Origin of the sequence: Asticcacaulis excentricus CB 48 (assembly GCF_000175215.2) — a bacterium.
Classification (GTDB): domain Bacteria; phylum Pseudomonadota; class Alphaproteobacteria; order Caulobacterales; family Caulobacteraceae; genus Asticcacaulis; species Asticcacaulis excentricus.
In genome coordinates this window covers 1,373,587-1,393,946 of record NC_014816.1, presented here as the reverse complement: position 1 = coordinate 1,393,946, position 20,360 = coordinate 1,373,587, and the positions used below count along the sequence as shown (strand labels likewise).

Annotated in this window: 17 protein-coding genes; 2 read left to right on the top strand and 15 right to left on the bottom strand. The window is 59.8% G+C overall.

Annotation, left to right across the window (positions count from 1 at the left end; translation table 11 throughout):
* Positions 1-50: 50 nt before the first annotated feature.
* A complete protein-coding gene (locus ASTEX_RS06495; protein WP_013478811.1) occupies positions 51-1,055 on the bottom strand; it encodes an alpha/beta hydrolase in 1,005 nt (334 codons plus the stop codon).
* Positions 1,056-1,190: 135 nt separating this feature from the next.
* On the opposite strand from ASTEX_RS06495, the gene ASTEX_RS06490 reads away from it, so the two are divergent.
* Both ASTEX_RS06490 and ASTEX_RS20645 read left to right on the top strand, forming a co-directional pair.
* Positions 1,191-2,657 (top strand): sialate O-acetylesterase, encoded by a 1,467-nt coding sequence (locus ASTEX_RS06490; protein ID WP_013478810.1) that lies wholly within the window; start codon positions 1,191-1,193, stop codon positions 2,655-2,657.
* Positions 2,658-2,678: 21 nt separating this feature from the next.
* On the top strand, positions 2,679-2,870 hold the full coding sequence (locus ASTEX_RS20645; protein ID WP_174266571.1) for a hypothetical protein: 192 nt from the start codon (positions 2,679-2,681) through the stop codon (positions 2,868-2,870).
* 263 nt (positions 2,871-3,133) lie between these two features.
* Here the strand turns inward: ASTEX_RS20645 and ASTEX_RS06485 are convergent, their stop codons facing one another.
* The 14 genes from ASTEX_RS06485 to ASTEX_RS06425 form a co-directional block, all read right to left on the bottom strand.
* Entirely contained in the window at positions 3,134-4,633 is a 1,500-nt protein-coding gene (locus tag ASTEX_RS06485; RefSeq protein ID WP_013478809.1) for a CoA-acylating methylmalonate-semialdehyde dehydrogenase, read from the bottom strand.
* Positions 4,634-4,680: 47 nt separating this feature from the next.
* The gene (locus tag ASTEX_RS06480; RefSeq protein ID WP_041658568.1) at positions 4,681-6,273 is read right to left on the bottom strand and encodes a tetratricopeptide repeat-containing sulfotransferase family protein; all 1,593 of its coding nucleotides are present in this window, start codon (positions 6,271-6,273) and stop codon (positions 4,681-4,683) included.
* A complete protein-coding gene (locus ASTEX_RS06475; protein WP_013478807.1) occupies positions 6,274-8,622 on the bottom strand; it encodes a TonB-dependent receptor in 2,349 nt (782 codons plus the stop codon).
* A gap of 219 nt (positions 8,623-8,841) precedes the next feature.
* Positions 8,842-10,023 (bottom strand): aminotransferase, encoded by a 1,182-nt coding sequence (locus tag ASTEX_RS06470; protein ID WP_013478806.1) that lies wholly within the window; start codon positions 10,021-10,023, stop codon positions 8,842-8,844.
* A 14-nt stretch (positions 10,024-10,037) separates the two neighbouring features.
* On the bottom strand, positions 10,038-10,190 hold the full coding sequence (locus tag ASTEX_RS19830; RefSeq protein WP_013478805.1) for a DUF2256 domain-containing protein: 153 nt from the start codon (positions 10,188-10,190) through the stop codon (positions 10,038-10,040).
* Positions 10,190-11,710 (bottom strand): cryptochrome/photolyase family protein, encoded by a 1,521-nt coding sequence (locus tag ASTEX_RS06465; RefSeq protein WP_013478804.1) that lies wholly within the window; start codon positions 11,708-11,710, stop codon positions 10,190-10,192. Before ASTEX_RS06465 ends, ASTEX_RS19830 begins: the two co-directional genes overlap by 1 nt.
* A 31-nt stretch (positions 11,711-11,741) precedes the next feature.
* A complete protein-coding gene (locus ASTEX_RS06460; protein WP_013478803.1) occupies positions 11,742-12,140 on the bottom strand; it encodes a hypothetical protein in 399 nt (132 codons plus the stop codon).
* A 267-nt stretch (positions 12,141-12,407) separates the two neighbouring features.
* Complete coding sequence (locus ASTEX_RS06455; RefSeq protein ID WP_013478802.1) at positions 12,408-13,721, bottom strand: NADPH cytochrome P450 oxidoreductase family protein; 1,314 nt, start codon at positions 13,719-13,721, stop codon at positions 12,408-12,410.
* Entirely contained in the window at positions 13,718-14,716 is a 999-nt protein-coding gene (locus ASTEX_RS06450) for an FAD:protein FMN transferase (RefSeq protein ID WP_013478801.1), read from the bottom strand. Before ASTEX_RS06450 ends, ASTEX_RS06455 begins: the two co-directional genes overlap by 4 nt.
* A 45-nt stretch (positions 14,717-14,761) precedes the next feature.
* On the bottom strand, positions 14,762-15,268 hold the full coding sequence (locus ASTEX_RS06445) for a DUF2271 domain-containing protein (RefSeq protein ID WP_013478800.1): 507 nt from the start codon (positions 15,266-15,268) through the stop codon (positions 14,762-14,764).
* Between the two features lie 8 nt (positions 15,269-15,276).
* Positions 15,277-15,897: a PepSY-associated TM helix domain-containing protein gene (locus ASTEX_RS06440; RefSeq protein ID WP_013478799.1), complete on the bottom strand. Its 621-nt coding sequence runs from the start codon at positions 15,895-15,897 to the stop codon at positions 15,277-15,279.
* Positions 15,898-15,970: 73 nt separating this feature from the next.
* Complete coding sequence (locus tag ASTEX_RS06435) at positions 15,971-17,068, bottom strand: alpha-hydroxy acid oxidase (RefSeq protein WP_013478798.1); 1,098 nt, start codon at positions 17,066-17,068, stop codon at positions 15,971-15,973.
* Positions 17,068-17,748: a Fe2+-dependent dioxygenase gene (locus ASTEX_RS06430; protein ID WP_013478797.1), complete on the bottom strand. Its 681-nt coding sequence runs from the start codon at positions 17,746-17,748 to the stop codon at positions 17,068-17,070. The genes ASTEX_RS06435 and ASTEX_RS06430 overlap by 1 nt, the downstream gene beginning before the upstream one ends.
* Before the next feature lie 116 nt (positions 17,749-17,864).
* Positions 17,865-20,102, bottom strand: coding sequence for a TonB-dependent siderophore receptor (locus ASTEX_RS06425; RefSeq protein WP_013478796.1), 2,238 nt, complete (start codon positions 20,100-20,102; stop codon positions 17,865-17,867).
* Positions 20,103-20,360 lie beyond the last annotated feature (258 nt).

The following is a 20,360-nucleotide window of genomic DNA, read 5'->3' as shown; positions in this document are numbered from 1 at the left end:
AAGCGACCCCGCTGGACTTAGCTCCAGCGGGGTATTTTTCAAAAAAGACCCTAACCCCAGAGGCCGTGGCGTTTCGCAAAGGCCTCAAACAGCGACATATAGGGCTGATCCTGTCCATTGACGCGAAGGCCGTGGCCACCATTTTCGAAAATATGCAGCTCCGTCGGTGTCTTCTGTGCGCGCAGGGCCTGATAGAGGATCAGGCTGTTTTCCGCCGGGACCGTACGGTCATCCCCCGCATGCGCCATGAAGGTTGGCGGCATATCCTTAGGCAGATTGAACTCTAGCGAGACCTTGCGCTTTTGCTCGTCCGTGCCGCCATTCGGGAACATGGCATTGACCGAGCCCCCATGCGCGTAAGGGGCCATCATGGTCATCACCGGATAAAACATCCCGGTCACCAAAGGCTTGGTTGGCTGTGTATCGGCTGCATCGACCGGCGCATAGGTTTCCCGTGCAAAACTTTCCGAAAGCCATCCGGCCAGATGCCCACCCGCCGAAAAGCCGATGACGCCGAGACGGTTCGGGTCGATACCGAAGTCTGCAGCGCGATGGCGGATCAGGCGGATGGCGCGCTGCGCGTCCTGCAACGGCGCTTCGGGCCCTGCACCCCAGCCATCCGCCGGCAGACGATAGGTCATGACAAACACCGTCGTGCCACGATCAGCAAAGTCCTTGTCCGTGCCGCCTCCTGCGCGACTTACGGCAACGCGCACATAGCCGCCGCCAGGGATCATCAGAATGGCTGAACCATTCGGATTTTTCGGTCGCCGCACCATAAGGACTGGCTCAGTGACATGCGTCGCCGCTGTGTCGTTCGGGTTCCCCTCTTTGGGGTTGCGTAAAATCCACTCTTCCTTCACCGTCACGCCCATTGCCCCCGGCACCTTGCCCTTGGGCCATAGGGGGAAGCTTTCCAGCGGCGGCAGAAGTGGCACCTTCGTCCCTTCGGACGCCAGCGGCGCGCCGGAATCCTGCGCAAAGGCCACACCGGGCAACAGGGCGGAGGCCGCCGCCGCGGTCAAGAGCTGACGGCGATCCATAGATACGGGCATAACATGACTCTCTGCTCAATATTGATTGTTTGTGCTCAGTTTAGAGCCTAAGCTGGATTTGACAAGCGTGTAACGCACGACTTTCGTCGCACCGTCGAAAGGTCAAGCCAAAACCACAAAGAAGTGAGGAAACCGATGCACAGACGATTTTTTGCCAGCACATTTCTGGTCTTGGCTGCGACCCTGAACCTGGGGGCGGCCCCCGTCTCAGCGGAGGTAAAACTACCGAACCTGATCTCAGACCACATGGTGCTTCAGGCGGGTCAGCCGGTCGCCATCTGGGGACGGGCCGATGCGGGCGAAATGGTCACGGTACGCATTGCCGGTCAGACTCACCGCACGGCGGCCGGGGCTGATGGCCGCTGGAAAGTGATGCTAAAACCCCTGAAATCCGATGCCGCCCCCCTCAATATGACCGTCGCGGGTAAGAGTAACCGCCTGACGGTGTCTAACATATTGATCGGCGAAGTCTGGCTGGCGTCGGGGCAGTCAAACATGGAAAAGCCCTTCCGCAATCAGCCAGGTCAGAAAGATGTGATAAATGCCGACGCCGAACTGGCGGGGGCGAACATGCCACAAATCCGTCTGTTCAAAGTGAAAAAGGCGCGTTCGACCACACCCGCAGCGGATGTTGAAGGGCAGTGGGTGATTACAACGCCAGAGACGCTTGATACATCACGTTTTTCCGCCGTTGCCTATGTCTTCGGCAAGCGCCTGCATACGACACTGAACACTCCAGTCGGGCTGATCGACTCGACCTGGGGCGGCACGCGGATCGAGCCGTGGACGGCCCCGGAAGGCATGGCAGCTGTGCCGACGCTCAAACGCTATGCGGATGTTAAACCCGGTCAGAAGGTGGACGGGTCGGATATCTCAGGCCTTTACAATAGCATGATTTCTCCACTGGCGCCCTTCGGGCTGAAAGGCGTGATCTGGTATCAGGGAGAATCAAATCTCATGACTGCCGGTGAGTTTCCGGGCGGGGCGGCCGATTACACAGACAAGATGGAAGCCCTGATCGGGGGCTGGCGCAAGGTGTTCGGGCAGGACCTTGCCTTTTATTATGTTCAGCTTGCGCCGCATCTTTATCACGTTGTGCGCCCGGCTCAGGTAGCCTCAGCCGAAGGCCTGCCGCAGATGTGGGAGGCTCAGACGGCTGCCCTGCGCATTCCCAATACCGGCATGGTCGTCACCACCGATCTGGTCGATGATCTGAGCGACATCCACCCGCGTGATAAGGTTACGGTGGGGCAGCGTCTGGCCAATCTGGCCCTGTCGAAGACCTATGGACAGACGGGCCTTGTCATCAACGGACCTAAGTTCCGCGACGTGCGTATTGAAAATGATAAAGCCATTCTCAGCTTTGACGACATTGGCGGCGGGCTGGTCGCTAGGGACGCCAAGCCACTAACGTGGTTTCAAATTTCCGGTGCTGACGGCGTATGGTGGCCCGCTACAGCCAGTATCTCCGCTGAAACAGTCATCGCCTCAAACCCCAATGTGCGACAACCCATTTCCGTGCGGTTTGCCTGGGACGAAGCCGCCCGCCCCAACCTGATGAATAAGGAAGGCTTGCCCGCCCTGCCGTTCCATACACGGTGAAGAGATAAAAAACAAAGGCCGTTGTCACTAGGCTTCCGCGCCAAGCCGAACTTCACACCGGTCGTTCTCGCGCGAGGCGACGCCTTTATCGCTGTGCTGCATGAGGTGGCGCCGGCAGAGGGCGTCAGCGTGGCGCAGGTGGCTCTGTCGTGGCTCCTACATCAGAAGCACGTGGCAGCGTCATCATCGGGGCCAAATGCTCGGTGCAACTGAGCGACAATGTTAAGGCCCAAGAGGTTAAGCTTAATGCCGAAGACCTAGTCGTGCTGGACGCGGCCTCTTGCCTGCTCGCCGAGTATCCGGGCTGGGTGCTGGTGCGTCGGGGACAGTGCCGCGCTGGCTTAACGCGTAGAGGACTATGCTGCCATTGCCCCGCTTCTCGACCGGTCTTATTGGGGAATATTGAATCCTTGATGACCACTTGCGGGCAAGGTAGTACCGAGTTAACCGACGTCCCCACTGGGCGAAAAGCTGCCCTACGCCATCGTTGGGATAACAAAGCTTTGGTCGCGTACAACCCCGCCTTGCGGCCATCTTTGTGTAACGGTTTTGGTGCGGGTATAGAAACGCACGCCATCCATGCCATATTGGTTGAGGTCGCCGAAACCGGAGCGCTTCCAGCCGCCGAAGCTGTGATAGGCCACTGGGACGGGGATGGGGACATTGATGCCGACCATGCCGACCTCAACCTGTGAGGCGAATTCGCGCGCCGCGTCGCCGTTGCGCGTGAAGATAGCCACGCCATTGCCATACGGGTGTTGCGACGGCAGGCGGATGGCTTCTTCCAAAGTCTTGGCCCGCACGATTTGCAGCACCGGACCGAAGATTTCGTCCTGATAGGTCTGCATGGCGGGGGTCACGTGATCGAACAGGCTGGGGGCCAGGAAGAAGCCCTCCTCATGCCCCTGAAGTTTAAAGCCGCGCCCGTCGAGCACAAGTTCAGCGCCCTCATCGACGCCCATCTGGATATAGTGTTCGATGCGCGCCTTGTGCGCCGCCGACACGACCGGGCCATAGTGGGCCTCGGCATCGGTCGAGACACCGACGCGCAAGCCTTCGGCCGCCGCCAGAAGCTTCGGCCGCAGACGCTCCGCCGTCTCTTCGCCCACCGGCACCACCACAGGCAGCGCCATGCAACGTTCGCCGGCAGAGCCATAGGCGGCCCCCATTATATCGGCCACCGCCTGATCGAGATCGGCATCAGGCAGGACGATGCCGTGGTTCTTTGCGCCGCCCATGCACTGCATCCGCTTGCCGTTTTGCGACCCGCGACCATAGACGTATTGCGCGATGTCAGACGAGCCGACGAAGCTCACGGCGCGGATATCGGGGTGATCAAGTATGGCATCAACCACCACCTTGTCGCCGTTCACGACATTGAGCACGCCTTCGGGCAGACCAGCCTCCAGCAGCAGCTCCGCCAGCCGCACGGGGACGGAAGGGTCACGCTCGGACGGCTTGAGGATGAAGGCATTGCCGGTGGCCAGCGCCGGTGCGAACATCCACATGGGGATCATGGCCGGGAAGTTGAATGGCGTGATGCCGGCCACGACCCCCAGTGGCTGACGCATCGAAAAGACGTCAATGCCAGGCCCGGCGCCTTCTGTATATTCGCCTTTCAGCAGATGCGGGATGCCGCAGACGAACTCAACGACCTCCAGCCCACGCTGAATATCGCCCTTCGCATCGGAAATGACCTTGCCATGCTCGGATGCCAGAAGATGCGCCAGCGCGTCCATGTCACGTTCCAGCAAGCGTTTGAACTCAAACATCACCCGCGCGCGGCGCTGCGGATTAAGCGCGGCCCAACCCGCCTGCGCCACCTTCGCCACCGCTACGGCCTGAGCCAGCTCCTCCGAGGTGCCCAGATCGACCTTCGCCTGAACCCGGCCGGTATTCGGATCGAACACCTCACCGACCCGGCCCGACACCCCCGCTACCGCCTGCCCGCCGATAAAGTGTGAGATATGTCGCATGGGAGCCTCCGACGCCAATTCGTGATCACAGACTATCGCATTCCCAATTATGGGGAAGGGGAAATATAGCCCAGAGCTGTCAGTTGGTTATGAAGCGGCTTCAAACCTTTGGCGTAGCGTCTCCAGGCACCAATTCCTTCGGCATTGATCGGTTTGCGTACTTGTGTCGAAGAGGCGGTGGCCACCGCACCCATGACCTCATGCGGTGACAGGCAGGCAGGCTCGAACGGCAGGCCGCAGTCGCTAAGCAACCGGCGAATTTCACTTTCGGGGTTCGCAATAAGGCCTTCGAGCGAAACATCAATAATGGCCGGATCAACAGCCTGCCAATGCGCCATCAGACGGCGATAATGGTCGTAATGGGTAGCGAGATCTTCGAAGTCATAGGACCATTTGTGTGCATGCGCAAATAGCAGACGATAGGCTCCGAACAGGGCATCCAGAGGCTCACGTCGGACGTGTACGATGAGCGCATCCGGAAAGGCTCGGCGGATCAGGCCGCAGTAGTCATGATTATGCGGCAGCTTGTCGATGGTGACCGAGCTTCGCCCGTCCCACAGGTAGTCGGTCTCGGGGTCGTAACAGGCAGCTATTTCCGATGGATCGGCTTCAGACACGCGGCGCACTGTATCGGCATCTAGCAGATACGGAGTGCGGCTTTGCGACACGCGCTTGACCGCGAGGCCAAAAGTTTGAAGTTCGCCCAAAGCCTGAACTTCGGAATGTGCCGCCAGTACGCGCTCTACAAGCGTTGTGCCGGAACGCGGCAGACCAACGATAAAGAGTCGGCGCGGGCGCATCCCCTCTATCCGGCTCAGGCCGTCGCCCCTTTTTAGAGAGGCGGCGTTTGGGAACGCCGTCATCCAGGCTGCAAGCGTCTCGGCCTCCTGCTCCGCGTCCCACCCCCCGATGGCCACTTTCGCGACCTCAGCACCGCGCCTTAACCTCTCCCAGGCTTCATCGTGATGGCCGACATCATCCAGTTCTTTGAACAGGGCATAGTTAAGACGCGCTTCGTCCAGCGGCGAAACCAGTGGTGCCGATTTCAACCGTTCAATGTGATTATCTGTAACAGACCATTTACGCAGCCTTGCCAAAGCCAGATGCGCCGCGGCATTGGACTCGACTGAAATAGCACGCTCAAAGGCCGTAGCCGCGTCCTCCAGACGCCCCATAAACTGGTACAAACTGCCCAGGTTGTGCCAAGCATCTGACGCCAGCGGATCGAGTGCGACCGCCGCCTCAGACAAAGGCAGGGCCTCGTCGAGCAAATTCGCCTGTGACATCACGGCGCTCAGCGTATTGAAATCCGCGGCCTGAGTGATCTGCGGGACGGCTGCACGTGTGTTGGCGACCGCTTCAGCTGAGCGACCGAGCGCTGTGAGGGTCCGGGCGCGCGGAACGAGAAACCTCGCCCGCGCATTTACGGGAGAGCGACGCGCCCCTTCCCCCAGCACCTGCTCGGCTTCGGACAAACGACCGGCGGCCAGCGCACTGGTTCCCCAGATAAACCAAGCCTCCAGCCGCCAAGGAGCCACCTCGGTCAGGCGGCGCGCGGCAGCGATCGCGTCCGTCAAATATCCGGCCCGCCGAAGCCTCAGCGCTTCGGCCAGAATAGCATCTGGATCAAGTTGTAACACTCAGAAATTCTTGGAGATGGACACACCTATCGTGCGGGGGCGGATCGGAATGAGGAACTGGCCTTGCAGACCATAGGTTGACGGCCCCTGCGACGAAACGAAAGCGTACTCATTGGTTAGATTGGTGACATAGAACCGGATCTTCATCCCATTAGACGGGATCAGCAAGGCCGAGGCATTGACCTCAGAGAAGCCATCCAGCATGCGGTAGTCGAGGCTGTCTTTTTCCGCCGACGTGGTTACGCTCGATGAATGACTGACATCGGCATGAAGGCTCAACTCGCCGACCGGTAGGGTCGGGAGGTTGTAATCGACCGCCAGGCTGACCTGGTGTTCCGGCGTCCCCGGCAGAGATGTACCTTTGAGGAAAGTGTTAAGGATGTCGCCGTCTTCATTACGATTGTAATAGGTCTGCGCCATCTCGGCCTTCGTGTACGCGTAGCCGAAACTGAACGTCAGAGCGTCATTGGCCTTCCACTCCGATTCCAGCTCGACGCCGTCGGAGGTCGCCTTTCCGGCATTGGCAATGATGGGAAGGTTGCCCGGTGCCAGAGAAGCCAGTTGCACGTCCTGCCAGTCGATGTGAAACAGGGCGGCATTGAGCGTCAGACGACGGTCGAACCACTGTGAACGCACGCCCAGTTCGAAATTGTCGACACTATCCGGAATATACTTGCGCTGCGCGTCGGTGATGCCGGCAAACTGCGCACCGTCAGGGAGGGTGTTGACACCACCACGTCGGAAACCTTGCGAGAAGGTGCCGTAGAGCATCATGTCAGGCGTCAGCTGGTAAGAGCTATTTGCCTTGTAAATGGTCTTGCTGACCTTGGACGCGCCGTTTGCACAAGAGAAGGTGATAGTGTCCGAGAAGGGATCGTCATAAAGAGGCAGGGCCGTACACGACACCACATCGTCTTTCAGTTCGAACGTCCGCAGACCACCGGTGATCTGCCACAGATCATTGACATGCCAAGTCAGTTCCCCGAACGCCGCCATTTCGGTATATTTTGAGTCCTCGACCGAGAAATACTCTAGGTCATCCGTACGTCCTAGCCCCCAAAACTGGGCAAGTCCCGGGGTGAATTCCTTAGAGGTACTGTGGGCCGTTTCGCGGGTGTAGTAGAGACCTACGGCGTAATCGAACGCACCTCCCGATTTCGACACCAGACGCAGCTCCTGCACCGTGGCTTCAAAATCCGATTCTTCCGTGGTGAAGGCCCGGAAATCGGGGTAGTTTTCGTAGCCAAACCCCAACCCCAGCAGGAGGTCGGTCTGGTCTCTGTGACCCAGCACGCTTTCCGTAGTGTAGGAGCTCGACGACGTCAGGTCCGCAAAACCTAGATCGTATTTAAGTTCAAGTGCCGATAGGAGGTAGTGGTTGGATTCAGGCTCCTCGAAACGCTGGCCGATCTCAAACTTGCCGAGTGTGTAGGGGCGATAGTTGGAAGCCGGATAGGACCACATTGTCGGGTCGGAATTATCCGAGACGCCGTCATAAGGCGCCTTGATGGTGAGACCGGCATTGGAGCCTGTGCGCCCGCCCGCCTTGGCATTGTCGTAATAGACGCTGGCCGTCGCAGAGAAGACCGCTGTGGGCTTCCAGAGGAGAGACGCACGCGTCGTGGTACGCTTTTCGAAATCAAGATCGGTTTTCGGACCGCTGATGACCATGGGGTAATCGGTAAAGCCTGAATCATCAAGGTGCTGCAGGGCGACGCGCAGGGCCAGCTTGTCTTCGACCAACGGCAGATTGATCATGCCGGTCAATTTATACGACCCCTCCCCGGCTTGGGAAATTTTGTAAACATCAGCACCGGCAGAGGTATTGAAATACATTTTAGGGTCATTGACGATGTAGCGGATCGCGCCCCCTAGAGAACCCGAGCCATAAAGTGTCCCCTGTGGCCCGCGCAAGACTTCGATATGGTCGATATCGAACACCCGCGGTTGATTGGTGACCGGTGTCTCGTTGATATACTGTGCAACTGATCCGTTATCGCCACCTGTCGAGACGCGCAGGGGTGAAACGGACAGGCCACGTAAGATGACGGAGCCGTTGTCGCGGGCACCTACGTCGCGAAAGCTCAGCCCCGGCGTTACGCGCGCCAGATCGGCGATTTCCACGATACCGTTGCGTTCAGCTTCGGCAGCCCCGATGGCCGAAATATTGTAGGGGATTTTCTGCACATTAGTAGCGCGGCGCGTCGCCGTCACCACCACGTCTGTCACTTCAGGTTCCGGCGCAAGTTCGTCTCCAAATGCCACACCCGCGCTGAGAAGCGCCAGAGCAGAGACGCCGGCAAATTGGGAAAGACTTTTCGCCCTGAGACGGCCTGTCGCATTCAACATGTATGATCCCCTTTTGCGGAGCGCCGGTGGTGCACAATACCGACCACTCACTGTGTATAGATCATAAAAACGTCACACAGTTTTTTGTGCTCCGCAATAAGTCCGCTAAACATAAATGCGATTTAAGAAACGCTTTGTCAGGAAACAAAACTGAGCCACTTCAACCGTTTGATCGCAACTGAAACTGTGGCCATTTTGCTGCACTGCAAATAATCCGTCTTAGACTATCCCACAAAGACGGCGGGCAACGGTGAGCCGCTCAATCCCGCGATCCAGCGTCGCATCGCTTTTGGCAAAGCAGAGCCGGACAACCGGCAGACTGTCACCTCCCGGCGCGCAGAACGCATCGAGCGGGATGACGGCGACACCTGCTTCTTTGAGAGCACGACGGGCAAAACTCTCCCCCTCCAGCGCAATACCTGAGCCCGGAAGGTCAATATTGAGAAAGTAGGTACCTTCGGACGGCAGGGTTCGAAAGCCTTCAGCCTCAAGGCCCGCGCGCCAGCGTTCGCGGGACCGCTGAAGGGCGGCGACCTCTTCGACAAATCGGCTTTTGGGTAAACCCAGACCAAAGGCCACCGCCGACTGCAACATAGGGGGCGTGGAGAAGGTCAGAAACTGATGCGCCTTCGCCATTTGGCTGACTAGACGCTCATGGGCACAAACAAAGCCCACCTTCCAGCCGGTCAGGGCAAACAGCTTGCCTGCCGAGCCGATCTTGACCCCTAAAGTCTCCAGTCCAGGGACGTTCAGCACGCCCTTATGGGTCGCGCCATCGAACACGACCTGCTCCCACACCTCGTCTGACACCACATAGGCCTGATGCTCGATGCAGAACCGTGCCAGCAGCGCCCAATCCTCGGTGGGTATCAGGCGGGTGGTCGGATTGTTGGGCGTGGTGACCATCACCATGCGGGTGCGCCGCGAAAAGGCTTCGGTCAGTTGCGCCTCGGTAAAGCGCCAGTCGGGTGGGCTGAGACGCACACGCACCACCACGCCCCCGGCGCGCTCGATCAGGGGCGCATAGGCGTCGTAATGGGGCTCAAAAACAATCACCTCATCGCCCGGTGAAATCAGCGAAAACACCGCCGCCGCCAGCGCTTCGGTCGCCCCGGAGGTGATCAGCACATTTCTTGCCGGATCAAGGCTGAGGCCCTGCGTGCGGCCATAAAACTCTGCCACGGCCTCCAGTAACGCAGCCTGCCCTTTCATCGGGGCATACTGATTTGAGCGGTCGATCAGCGCCTTTGCTGCGGCCTCACGCACCTCCGGGAAGCCGTCCGTTTCGGGAAAGCCCTGCCCCAGATTGAGGGCGCCGGTCTCAGCCGCCATTGCCGACATGGTGGTGAAGATGGTCGTGCCAAGCCCGGCATAGACCGGATTGAGCGGCGGCAGGGTCATGAGAGCGGTTCCGGTTATCGGGCGCTCTTTTTAGCCTGGCGGCAACGGTCCGAGCAATAGCTCACCTCGGCCCACACCTTTTCCCACTTTTTACGCCAGGTGAAGGGCAGGCCACAGCCCTGACAGGTCTTTTGCGGCAGGTCGCATTTCTTTACCCCGCGTGGCATCACAGATGTCCTTCGCGCATGGCCTGAAGGTGCGCTTGTGCCTGGGCGCGCAGGGCTTTTTGCTTGTCGTCGCCCATACGCGTCCAGTTGGCATAGACGTAAGACAGGCGCGGATTTTTGCGGAAACGCTCTTCGTGACGCGCGATAAAATCCCAGTACAGAGCATTGAACGGACACGATTTTTCGCCCACCGGCATTTCGACCTTGTAATGACAGTCTTTGCAATAATCGCTCATGCGGTTGATATAGGCCCCTGACGCGGCATAGGGCTTCGAGGCCATAATCCCACCATCGGCGTGCAGCGCCATACCGAGCGTATTGGGCAGTTCCACCCACTCATAGGCATCGGCATAGACGGCCAGATACCATTCATGCACCTGTTTTGGATCAACACCCGCCAGCAGAGCGAAGTTACCGGTAATCATCAGCCGCTGGATATGGTGTGAATAGGCGTGTTCCAGCGTATGCGCCACCGCCGTGCGCACGCAGTTCATCTGCGTATCACCGGACCAGTAGAACCACGGCAGGTCCTCGTGGGCGTCCAGCGCGTTCATCGCCACATAGTCCGGCATAAAGTGCCAGTAAAGACCGCGCACATATTCACGCCAGCCCAGCACCTGACGGATAAACCCTTCGACGGCATTGAGCGGCGCGCCGTCTTCGCGATAGGCGCGCTCAGCCGCCAGACAGACCTCCAGCGGATAGAGCAGCCCGGCATTGATATAGCTCGAGAGCAGTGAATGATACATATAGGGTTCGCGCCCCAGCATGGCGTCCTGCCAGGGGCCGAACTGCGGCAGGATGTGCGCCACAAAATGATCGAGTTCTTTCAGCGCCTGCGAACGGGTGACTGCAAAATGAAAGGGCTCCAGTTGACCGGGATTGTCCGGAAAGACTTTGGCGACCAGATAGAGCACATCACGCGTAATGGAGTCCTTGCGAAAGCTCAGCCGGCGCGGAAAGACCAGCCCGTCGCGCGGCGGCGAGCGGTTTTCGGCGTCGTAGTTCCATTCACCACCACACGGTTTGCCATCGTCCATCAGTATGTCGTGCGCGCGGCGCATTTCGCGGTAGAAGTATTCCATACGCAGTTGCTTGCGGCCTTCGGCCCAGCGCGAAAACCACTGCGGCGAACAGAGGAAACGGTTGTCTTCGAGCAAGGTCACATCGTCCATGGCGGCAAAGACTTCCTTCAGCCGCCACTCGCCGGGCTCAGTCACATGGACCGCAGACAGCTTCAACTCCGTGCGCGCCCGGTCGATCTCGCGCTTCAGGCTGTGGGTATTTTCCGGGTCATCAAACCGCACATAGCGCACGCGGTATCCCGCCTGCTGCAAGGCCTCGGCATAATGGCGCATCGCTGAAAACAGGAAGGCGATCTTCTTGACGTGGTGGCGGACATAGCTGGCCTCTTCGGCCACCTCAGCCATCAGAAAGACATCGGTTTCCTTATCGGCGCGAGTCCGGATGTCGAGACGCGCCGACAACTGATCCGCAAGAACAAGCCTGAGTGTACCCATGTGGCCAATACGACCCGGAACCGGTCACGGTTCAGCAGGCAGGCGCGTGTTCTTTGGGACCATAGGTGACAATCAGGCGGTAAAGCTCATCCTTGCCGGCAAAACTACGCGGCAGCATGACCTCCTGACGCTGAATCAGAGCGGGGTCGTAGCCCTGAAGCGTGATCCGTGACTGCACATATTTGAGGCCGGCGGCCTGAAGATCGACGATTTCGGGATGTACGCGTGCCGAGGCAAAGGTCAGTTCGATACGCCCGATCTCCGGGTCCACCTTCTCAAGCAACGGTTTGAGCATCGGATCATAGGGTTTGGTCTTATAATCGATGCTGCGGATATCGAGGGTTATCGTCCGCTCGCACGGCTGCGCCGCTACTTGTCCGGCTGCAAACACCAGACAGAAACCTCCCAGCAGGGCAGCCATTGACTTCATTCGGTTTGCACCCTCGCGGTTGTCATCACCGCTTGCAAGTGTAACCGAAATCGCCGCATCGCCTATTCGCATTTCCGTGAACGGAAACCTACAAAGCTAATAATGCGAATAATTCGCATTGACAAAAATACACCATCAAGGCTAAATAATCTCAAGCGTTCGGGACCGGACAGCCTCCCCTTCCGGCGCTTTCTGAGAGACGTCTTGTCGCTCAATTATCCTCGGTGCACTTAAACCCGCCTCTTCATGAGGCGGGTTTTTTTTGGATCAATACAGGTCGCGGCGATAGCGCCCGTGGCTGAGCGCGGCCTCCAGCCAGTCCGGTCCCAATGCCGCTTTCAGCGCCGCATCGACGCCGCGCCCCATATCCAGCCCGCCGCAGACCAACACGCTGCCGCCCTGCCCGAGCCAGTCGCGGATGGCTGCGGCCTGCTGTGCCACTACGTCCTGCACGTAGGTTTTCACGCCATCGTCAGGCCGCGAAAAAGCAAGGTCCAGCTTGCGGATACGCCCGCCCTGTTGCCATCCGCGCATCTCGTCGGACAGGCGTCCGTCGTGCAGCGGATGACGCTCACCATAGATCAGCCAGCAGCCCCGCCCGCGCCCGGCCAGTTCCAGCAGATGCGGCCGCAAGCCGGCCAGACCCGACCCGGCGGCGATCAGCAATACCGGGCCGTCGCCCGTCGGGGCATGAAACCCCTTATGCGTTTTCAGACGCAGCGGCACGTTTTCGCCGACAGCAAGCGTCGTCAGCAGGCCGGAACCTTCACCCCGTGAACCATCGGCCTTGATGACTTCCCGTACAAACAGGCGCACCCGCCCCTCTTCGGGCAGGGAGGCAATGGAATAGTCGCGACGATGCCCGGACGATGTCCGGATTTCGGCCAGATCACCGGCCACCCACGTCGCGCCTTCGGGTATTGCGAACTCAATGGCGTAAAGCCCCGCCGCCTCGCTTTTGGGATTCAACCGTTCACGCGCAATCAGGGACGTGGGGGCGAACGGATTATCCGCTTGCATCGCCGCCCCGCCCCACTCCTTGAGGTAGGACTCCCATTGTTTCAGAGCCTGTGCATCGAGATCATTAACCTCGGTGATTGGCTTTTTGGCCGTCGCCTCGCAGGCGGTGAACCAGTTGTGCACGCGATGGCCAAAGGCGCAGAAGTCTTCGTAGCTGCGATCGCCCAAGGCCAGCACGGCAAAGCTTTGGGCCGACAGGTCCGGACGCGCAGACATAAGTGCGCGCTCAAAGGCCGCGCCGTCGTCCGGGGCATCACCGACGCCGGTGGTCGAGGCGACCACCAGTACCAGCTTTGCCTGTTGCAGGTCTTCGACCGTTACCTTGCCCAGCGACATCAGGCGCGTGGTCAGACCGCCCGTGTTCAACGCCTTGTGCGTATGGCGCGCCAGTTCCTCGGCCTGCCCGGTCTGCGAGGCCGAGAGGATCAGGGCATCGACGGCCACAGCCGACGCACGGGCGCGTCCGCGTGTCAGCATGACGCCGCTCATCAGCAGCCACAGCACGCCGGCCCCCGCGGCCAGCCCCACGCGCAGCGGATCGGTCGTTACAAAGTCGATCATAGCCAGTCCTCAAGAGCCGGGCTTAAAACCTCACGCCCGTCGCTCAGCCCCATCAGACAAGGGATAGCATGGGTTTGCGCAAAAGACAGGGCACGATCTTCGCCCATAACCATCAGGGCGGTGGCAAGTGCATCGGCGCGCCAGCATTGGGCATCAAAGACGCTGACCTGACGAATACCACTCTGCACCGGAGCGGCGGTGGCAGCATCGATCGTGTGCGACAGGCGCACGCCGTCATGGATGAAATAGCGTTGGCTGTCGCCCGTCGTGGCCACGGCCAGATCGCACAGGGCGACAAGGGTTTCAGTGTGCGCCGGATCAGCGCGTTCGATTTCGACCCACCACGGCTGACCCTCTGCGCGCACGCCAAACGCTTTCAATTCGCCACCAATCTCGATCAGCGCCGAACGCACCCCCGGCGTCGCCTTGAGCATCTGAGTCACCGCATCGACTGCATAGCCCTTGGCGATGCCACACAGATCGAGTTTGAGGCCTTCGGGTTTGATCAGTCCGTCGTGCTGCCAGTCGAGGGCGCGCCAGTTCTGACGTTTCTTGAGTGCGGCGCGCACCTGTAGGGTCGGCACACCTTCGGGCACGATCTTCGCGCCGAAACCCCACAACTCAACGGCTTCCAGCAGACCCGGATCGAAGGCCCCCTCCGTGAGACGCGCTATGTCGAGTGCGTGGGCGATGACCTGCATCAGCCTAGGCGGCAGGGGCACAAACGCCCCTGCCCTGGCCTCATTGAAGCGCGTCAGGTCGGAATCCGCGCGATAGGGCGACATTTCAGCGTCGATACGGTCGAGTATGGCCTGCATCCGCGCCGACAAGCCCAGCCTATCGACCGGTCCGTCACTGAACAGCCGCGCCCGCCACGTCGTGGCAAAGGCCTTCCCGGACACTTCGCACAGCAGGCACGCCGATAGATCTTCCGGCGGCGTGATCAGCGCCGGAACCAGAACGCGCCGGTTTGCTAAAGTGTCTGTTTGGATCATTTGATATACCGGCTCCCCCGGCGTGCCGGGGGAGTTATGGACAGATCACGGCTTGATGGTGAACGCCACAGCACCCAGCTCGGTCGTGCCCTTGGTCGAAGCCGCTACCGCCTTCTTGCCGTCCCACTTGAATGGTGCCTTGACCACTTCGCGGCCGCCGCCTTCGCGCGCCGCTTCGACATTCAGCACATAGTCGCCGGGCGTCAGGCCCTTCAAAGCCGAGGTGTCGATCTTCGCCGTCTGACGGCCGGGTGCCTTGGTAGCCGACGACAGACCGCTGACGTCTTCGGCGCTGAGATCGCGGCCTGACTTGCGCCACCAGGTACGCAGGTCCTTCAACCACTTGTCGCCCTTACCGATCTGATACCAGACAAACAGGTTTGATTTGTGTGCGCCCGCGCCGTCTTCGATCCACGCCGCCACATAGGGCTTGTGGTACTCGGCGACGCTGAGACGCGGCACTTCGACATCGACGGTTACGGTCCCGGCCTGAGCGGCACCGACCGCACCGGCGCTGAGGACCGTCGTCCAGATGGCGGCTTTAGCGAACATGATAAACCTCACGCATGAATAAACAGAAGAAAGAGGATGAAGGGCACGATGGTGCCCAGACCGACCAGCGGCCAGGTGATGCGCCGCCCCCGCGCGTAGATCCACAGAAGACCCAGCCCGGTAACGCAGAAGATGACCGAGGCAATGGCGATGATGTCGATAAACAGGCTCCAGGCCGGGCCGGCATTGCGCCCCTTATGCAGGTCATTGAGCACGGCAATAAAGCCACGATGGCTTTTTTCGTAGGTCACATAGCCTGTGTCACGCTCGACGCTCATCCATTCGTCAAAACCCGGTCCCGGCATGGCAAAATAGAGTTCGCTATCAGAGACTTCGGGCAGAACTTTTGAGACATCGACCCCCGTATCCGCCTTGAGCGCCTTAGCCAGATCGTCCGGCAGACGCGTCTTGTCCTGCGCCTTTGGCAAAAGCGCCTTCGTCTGCGCACTGATCTCCTTTTCCCAGTTGGTGACCTGCGGCTTGGCCTCGATGACACTGGCGTGGTTGAGCGTAAAGCCGCTGACCGAAAACAGGATCATGCCGACCAGACAAAGGGCCGAAGATATCCAGTGCCATTGGCGTAGCTGATTGCGCCAGAAGGAGGGAGTCGGTTTAAACGCGGTCGTCATCAGGTTTGAGGCTTTATCTAATAATCATTCTCATTATCAAGGCATCCCGCCTTTTGCAAGGCAGCAATCCGCCTCAAAGAGACAGATGTTCAGCTCTTATACGGTCCAGCGTTGGGGTTCCCGACAGGGCCATGACCACTTCCAGTTCTTCCCTTAGCGTGCGTATCGCATGGGCCACACCCAGAGGCCCGGCGGCGGCCAGGGCCTGCACGTAAGGACGCCCGACAAGCACCGCCGATGCCCCCAAAGCCAGCGCCTTGAACACATCGCTGCCGCGCCGGATACCACCATCCAGCAGGATGGGCACCCGTCCCGCCACAACCGCCGCCACAGTGGGTAAGGCCTCGATGGCCGCCGGCAGGGTATCGAGCACCCGGCCCCCGTGATTGGAGACGATCAGGCCGTGCACGCCCATGCGGCACGCATGATCGGCATCTTCCGGGGCCATAATTCCCTTGAGGATGACCGGCAAACGTGCCTCAGACAGCACCCATTCGATGTCGTCCCAGCCGGGGGCCGTCTTCATCAAACCGTCGAAGACGCGGCTTTGCCCCGGTGCCGCGGTGGGCACCGGCGACTGAGATGGCAGATTGACCGCCGACAGATGCGGCGGCAGGCGGAACCCGGCGCGCTGTTCGCGATTGCGCACCCCGGCCATTGCCGCATCGACCGTGATGACCAGCGCGCGATAGCCTTCACGCTGAGCCCGATGGATCAGGTCAAGCGACACGCTGCGATCGGCCTGTAAGTAAAGCTGAAACCACAGAGGCGGCGCGGTTTCGGCCTGAGCCACCTCCTCCAGCGTGACGGTCGATAGGGTCGAAAGCACCATCAGGGTCTGGGTCACCGCTGCACCCAAAGCCGTGGCGCGTTCGCCGTCGCTATGAAACAGTTTCTGATAGGCCACAGGGGCTAAAAAGATTGGATGTTCATAGACATGGCCGAACAGGCTCAGGCGCGTGTGGCCTCCGGCCGCCGACCCCAGCACTCGTCCTTTCAGCAGGATTTCAGAGAAGGCCTCAAGATTACGACGGACCGTGTGTTCATCCCCGGCACCGGCCTGAAGATAGGCCCAGGCCATATCGCTCAGCCGCTCACGGGCATAGGCCTCGTAGTCTGAGACCGCTACGATATCGGGGGGAATGACCGTCAGGGGGGACTTGGGGGACATCACATCTGCGCCCATTGCCGCAGGAGATTGTGATAGTGGGCGGTCAGGCCTACCACCTCTTCGCTGTCGCCCAACTGGCTGCGCAGGCGCAGGATGGTCATGTCGAGTTCAAACAGCATCCGCCGTTGCTCGCTGTCTTTCACCAGACTTTGCGTCCACAAAAAGGAGGCCAGCCGCACGCCACCGGTGACCGGCTCGACGCGGTGCAGCGAGGTGGACGGATAGAGGATGGCATCCCCGGCGTTCAGCTTGACCTCATGCGCGCCGTAGGTGTCTTCGACGATCAGTTCGCCGCCCTCGTATTCGTCGGGGTCATTGAGGAAGACCGTGGTTGAAATGTCGGTGCGCGCCGTCACCCCTCTAAACGGATCGTGATGCAGGGCGCTGTCCACGTGGTTGCCGTAATGCCCGCCCCGCTCATAGGCATTAAAGCGCGGTGTCAGCACAATGTGTGGCAGGGCGGCAGACTGAAACAGAGGATGCCGACGCAGCGCCGCCTCTATGCGTTCACCCAGTGTCCGGGCCTCAGGTGCATCGGCGGGCAGTTGCTTGTTTTGCTTGACCTTCTGCGCCTGCGGCCCGGCCGAGGCCGCACCATCCACCCAGCGCGCCTCAGCCAGTGCGGCACGTATCTCGGCCACCTCTTCGCGGCTCAGGACTTCGGGCAGATGCAACAGCATGGTGAACTCACATAAACATGGCCCCGACCGGAAGGTCGGGGCCAGAAGATCATGACGCGATTGATAAAAGGTGGAAAGGGCCGCGTCTGCGAAACAGTGACTCAGGCCCTGATATTTTAGAATTGATAGTTCAGGGTAACGGTGGCCGAACGCGGCGCACCCGGGATCAGACGCGAACCGCCATTGTTCAGCGTGGCGATATAGTCCTCATCCAGCACGTTATAGACGTTCAACTGCACCGACACCTTATCCGTCAGCTTGTACGACCCATAGGCATCGACCACCCAATATTCCGGGATGAACGGTACGTTCTGGGTCGCCAGATCGACGCCGGGCGTATTGGCGCGCACCTGCTCACCGGTATAGCGCGCGCCGCCGCCAAGGGTCAGCTTCGGCGACACCTCATAGGTGGTCCAGAAAGTAGCCGCCAGTTCCGGCGACCATCGGGTGACAGCACCGGTGGCGTTCGCGCCCGTCGTACCTCTTTCGACCTCGGTATCCATAGTCTGGATACCGGCGGTCAGATTCCACTTGTCGGTGATCTTGCCGACCACGCCCAGATCAAAGCCTTTGACCGTGCGCTTGCCGAAGTTTTCACCAAAGCCCGTGTTGAAGGGGTCTTCGACAAACTCGTTCAAGTGCTCAGTCGAGAAATAGGCGGCGGTCAGTGAGACGCGGCCCGACAGGACGTCCCACTTGACCCCGGCTTCGAGGTTGCGCGTCTCGGTCGGATCGACATTCGGGTTGTTGATATTGGTCGAGGTTTCACTACCACCAACCGTGGTGGTCGAAGCCCCCAGATTGACCGTGCCCGGCGGTGTTTTGGAATTGGCATAGGCCACATATAGGCTGGCCGTTTCAACCGGCTTATAGACCAGACCGGCCTTATAGCTGGTCAGTGTGCCGTCGCCCTCGATACGGCTATTGGTGGGGGTCGTGGTGGTGACGCCGTAGCTGTCGACGCGTACCCCGGCACTGAACAGCCACTTTTCACCGAAATGGATGGTGTCGAACAGATAGGCCGACCCCACATTCAGCTTAACGAAGGCGCGCGCCCCATTTAGGCCATTGACCGGCAGATCAACATTAGGGTTCGGATTGTATAGATTGGCCTGCTGGGCGGTGGTCAGCGTAACTGCGTTCACGCCATAGACCGCCACCTTTTCCGTTGAAAACTCCAGACCGTAGGACAGGTCGTGCGTGAAGGCCCCCGTGGTCACCGAAGCCGTAAAGTTGGTCGCGTTGATCAGGGCGTCATTATCCTTGACCACATGCTGACGCGAGCGGTTGACGGTCCACGTCGAACGATCAGTGAGATTGGTCGCGGTGATCCCGGCACTGCCCGTACTCACTCCGGTCAGGACGCGGTCCAGGGAGGTCCGGCTGAGGCGCGTCGTGTTGGTCATATAGACGCCAGACTCAAAGTCGTGCTCGAACTTGACGGTGAATTGCGAGGACTCCGTATCTTCGTAATCACGCGCCGAGCCGTAGTAGTTTTCGGGATCAACACGCGGTGCGGCCTGAATGGCCGGCGTGGCGTTGTAGAATCCCGGATAGCCGACCGAAGGAATGCCGCCGTCGGGCACGTTGTCGCCCTTTGACACCTGCGCAAAGCCATAGAGACGCGTCGGCGTGCCGATACCGATGCCATAGGCTGCCGCAACCGCATAGCCTGACTTCTTCACCTCATCGCGGCCCACCGCATTCACATCTTCAGCCATCAGGTTGAGGCGCAGGCCGCTGGTCTTACCCACGGCACGGTTGACATCGACCGTGGCGCGCGCACCGCCCTGACTGTAGGCCGCCAGCGTACCCGAAGCGGCTGCTGCAAGCGTCGGATGCTTGGAGACCAGATTGATATAGCCCGAAGAGGCCCCGCGCCCGATATCAGCCCCACCGGCCCCCCGGATCACTTCGACCTGCTCAAGATTGAAAGTATCGCGTGAGGCCGAACTCATATCGCGCACCCCATCGACCAGCACAGAGGTCGACGCATCGAAACCGCGCATCTGAAAGGTATCACCGGCCGAGGTATTTCCGTTTTCGCCCATCTGAACCGTGATCCCCGGCACATTGCGAAGAGCTTCCATCAGGGACGCAGCCTGCTGCTGCTGAAGGACTTCCTTCTTGATGACGCTGACGGTCTGCGGCGTGTCGATCAGGGCTTGGGTCTGCTTGGGCGACGACACCACGTCGGCTTTATAGCTGTTGTCGTCTGCGGTGACGGTGACGCCTTCCAGCTTCTTGTCCTGCGCCAGCGCCGCTGAGGCGAGTGCCGGTACCGCCGCCGCGGCCATCAGGGCGGCGGTCAGGTAACGGTTGGAAGCGTGTTTGCGATTGCGAATGTGAGACATGTGCATCAACATCTTTGAAATGAGGCGTCGCGGTTTCCGTCTGACGCCGAGGGAGGGTGACCGGCAGAGCGGCCTATGAGCATTCTCGGTGGAATTGCGAATAATTGTCAGGTGCAAATACCGCACTGCGGCTTTATTGCAACCGCAAAATGACCGTTTTCCACTGTATGACGCTGTTTTTTGCAAGTGTGTCGCAAATTCAACAAGTCGCAACACCGAAATGACCGAGGGCCGACGCCGTGGTCCCACACCCGCAAC

What these genes read in the sequence shown, in the direction of transcription:
- ASTEX_RS06465 (WP_013478804.1), bottom strand. Translation starts at nt 11,710, where the DNA reads ATGGGTACACTCAGGCTTGTTCTTGCGGATCAGTTGTCGGCGCGTCTC.
- ASTEX_RS06470 (WP_013478806.1), bottom strand. Translation starts at nt 10,023, where the DNA reads ATGACCCTGCCGCCGCTCAATCCGGTCTATGCCGGGCTTGGCACGACC.
- ASTEX_RS06455 (WP_013478802.1), bottom strand. Translation starts at nt 13,721, where the DNA reads ATGATCGACTTTGTAACGACCGATCCGCTGCGCGTGGGGCTGGCCGCG.
- ASTEX_RS06495 (WP_013478811.1), bottom strand. Translation starts at nt 1,055, where the DNA reads ATGCCCGTATCTATGGATCGCCGTCAGCTCTTGACCGCGGCGGCGGCC.
- ASTEX_RS06445 (WP_013478800.1), bottom strand. Translation starts at nt 15,268, where the DNA reads ATGTTCGCTAAAGCCGCCATCTGGACGACGGTCCTCAGCGCCGGTGCG.
- ASTEX_RS06440 (WP_013478799.1), bottom strand. Translation starts at nt 15,897, where the DNA reads ATGACGACCGCGTTTAAACCGACTCCCTCCTTCTGGCGCAATCAGCTA.
- ASTEX_RS06430 (WP_013478797.1), bottom strand. Translation starts at nt 17,748, where the DNA reads ATGCTGTTGCATCTGCCCGAAGTCCTGAGCCGCGAAGAGGTGGCCGAG.
- ASTEX_RS06460 (WP_013478803.1), bottom strand. Translation starts at nt 12,140, where the DNA reads ATGAAGTCAATGGCTGCCCTGCTGGGAGGTTTCTGTCTGGTGTTTGCA.
- ASTEX_RS06450 (WP_013478801.1), bottom strand. Translation starts at nt 14,716, where the DNA reads ATGATCCAAACAGACACTTTAGCAAACCGGCGCGTTCTGGTTCCGGCG.
- ASTEX_RS06475 (WP_013478807.1), bottom strand. Translation starts at nt 8,622, where the DNA reads ATGTTGAATGCGACAGGCCGTCTCAGGGCGAAAAGTCTTTCCCAATTT.
- ASTEX_RS06435 (WP_013478798.1), bottom strand. Translation starts at nt 17,068, where the DNA reads ATGTCCCCCAAGTCCCCCCTGACGGTCATTCCCCCCGATATCGTAGCG.
- ASTEX_RS06490 (WP_013478810.1), top strand. Translation starts at nt 1,191, where the DNA reads ATGCACAGACGATTTTTTGCCAGCACATTTCTGGTCTTGGCTGCGACC.
- ASTEX_RS19830 (WP_013478805.1), bottom strand. Translation starts at nt 10,190, where the DNA reads ATGCCACGCGGGGTAAAGAAATGCGACCTGCCGCAAAAGACCTGTCAG.
- ASTEX_RS06485 (WP_013478809.1), bottom strand. Translation starts at nt 4,633, where the DNA reads ATGCGACATATCTCACACTTTATCGGCGGGCAGGCGGTAGCGGGGGTG.
- ASTEX_RS06425 (WP_013478796.1), bottom strand. Translation starts at nt 20,102, where the DNA reads ATGTCTCACATTCGCAATCGCAAACACGCTTCCAACCGTTACCTGACC.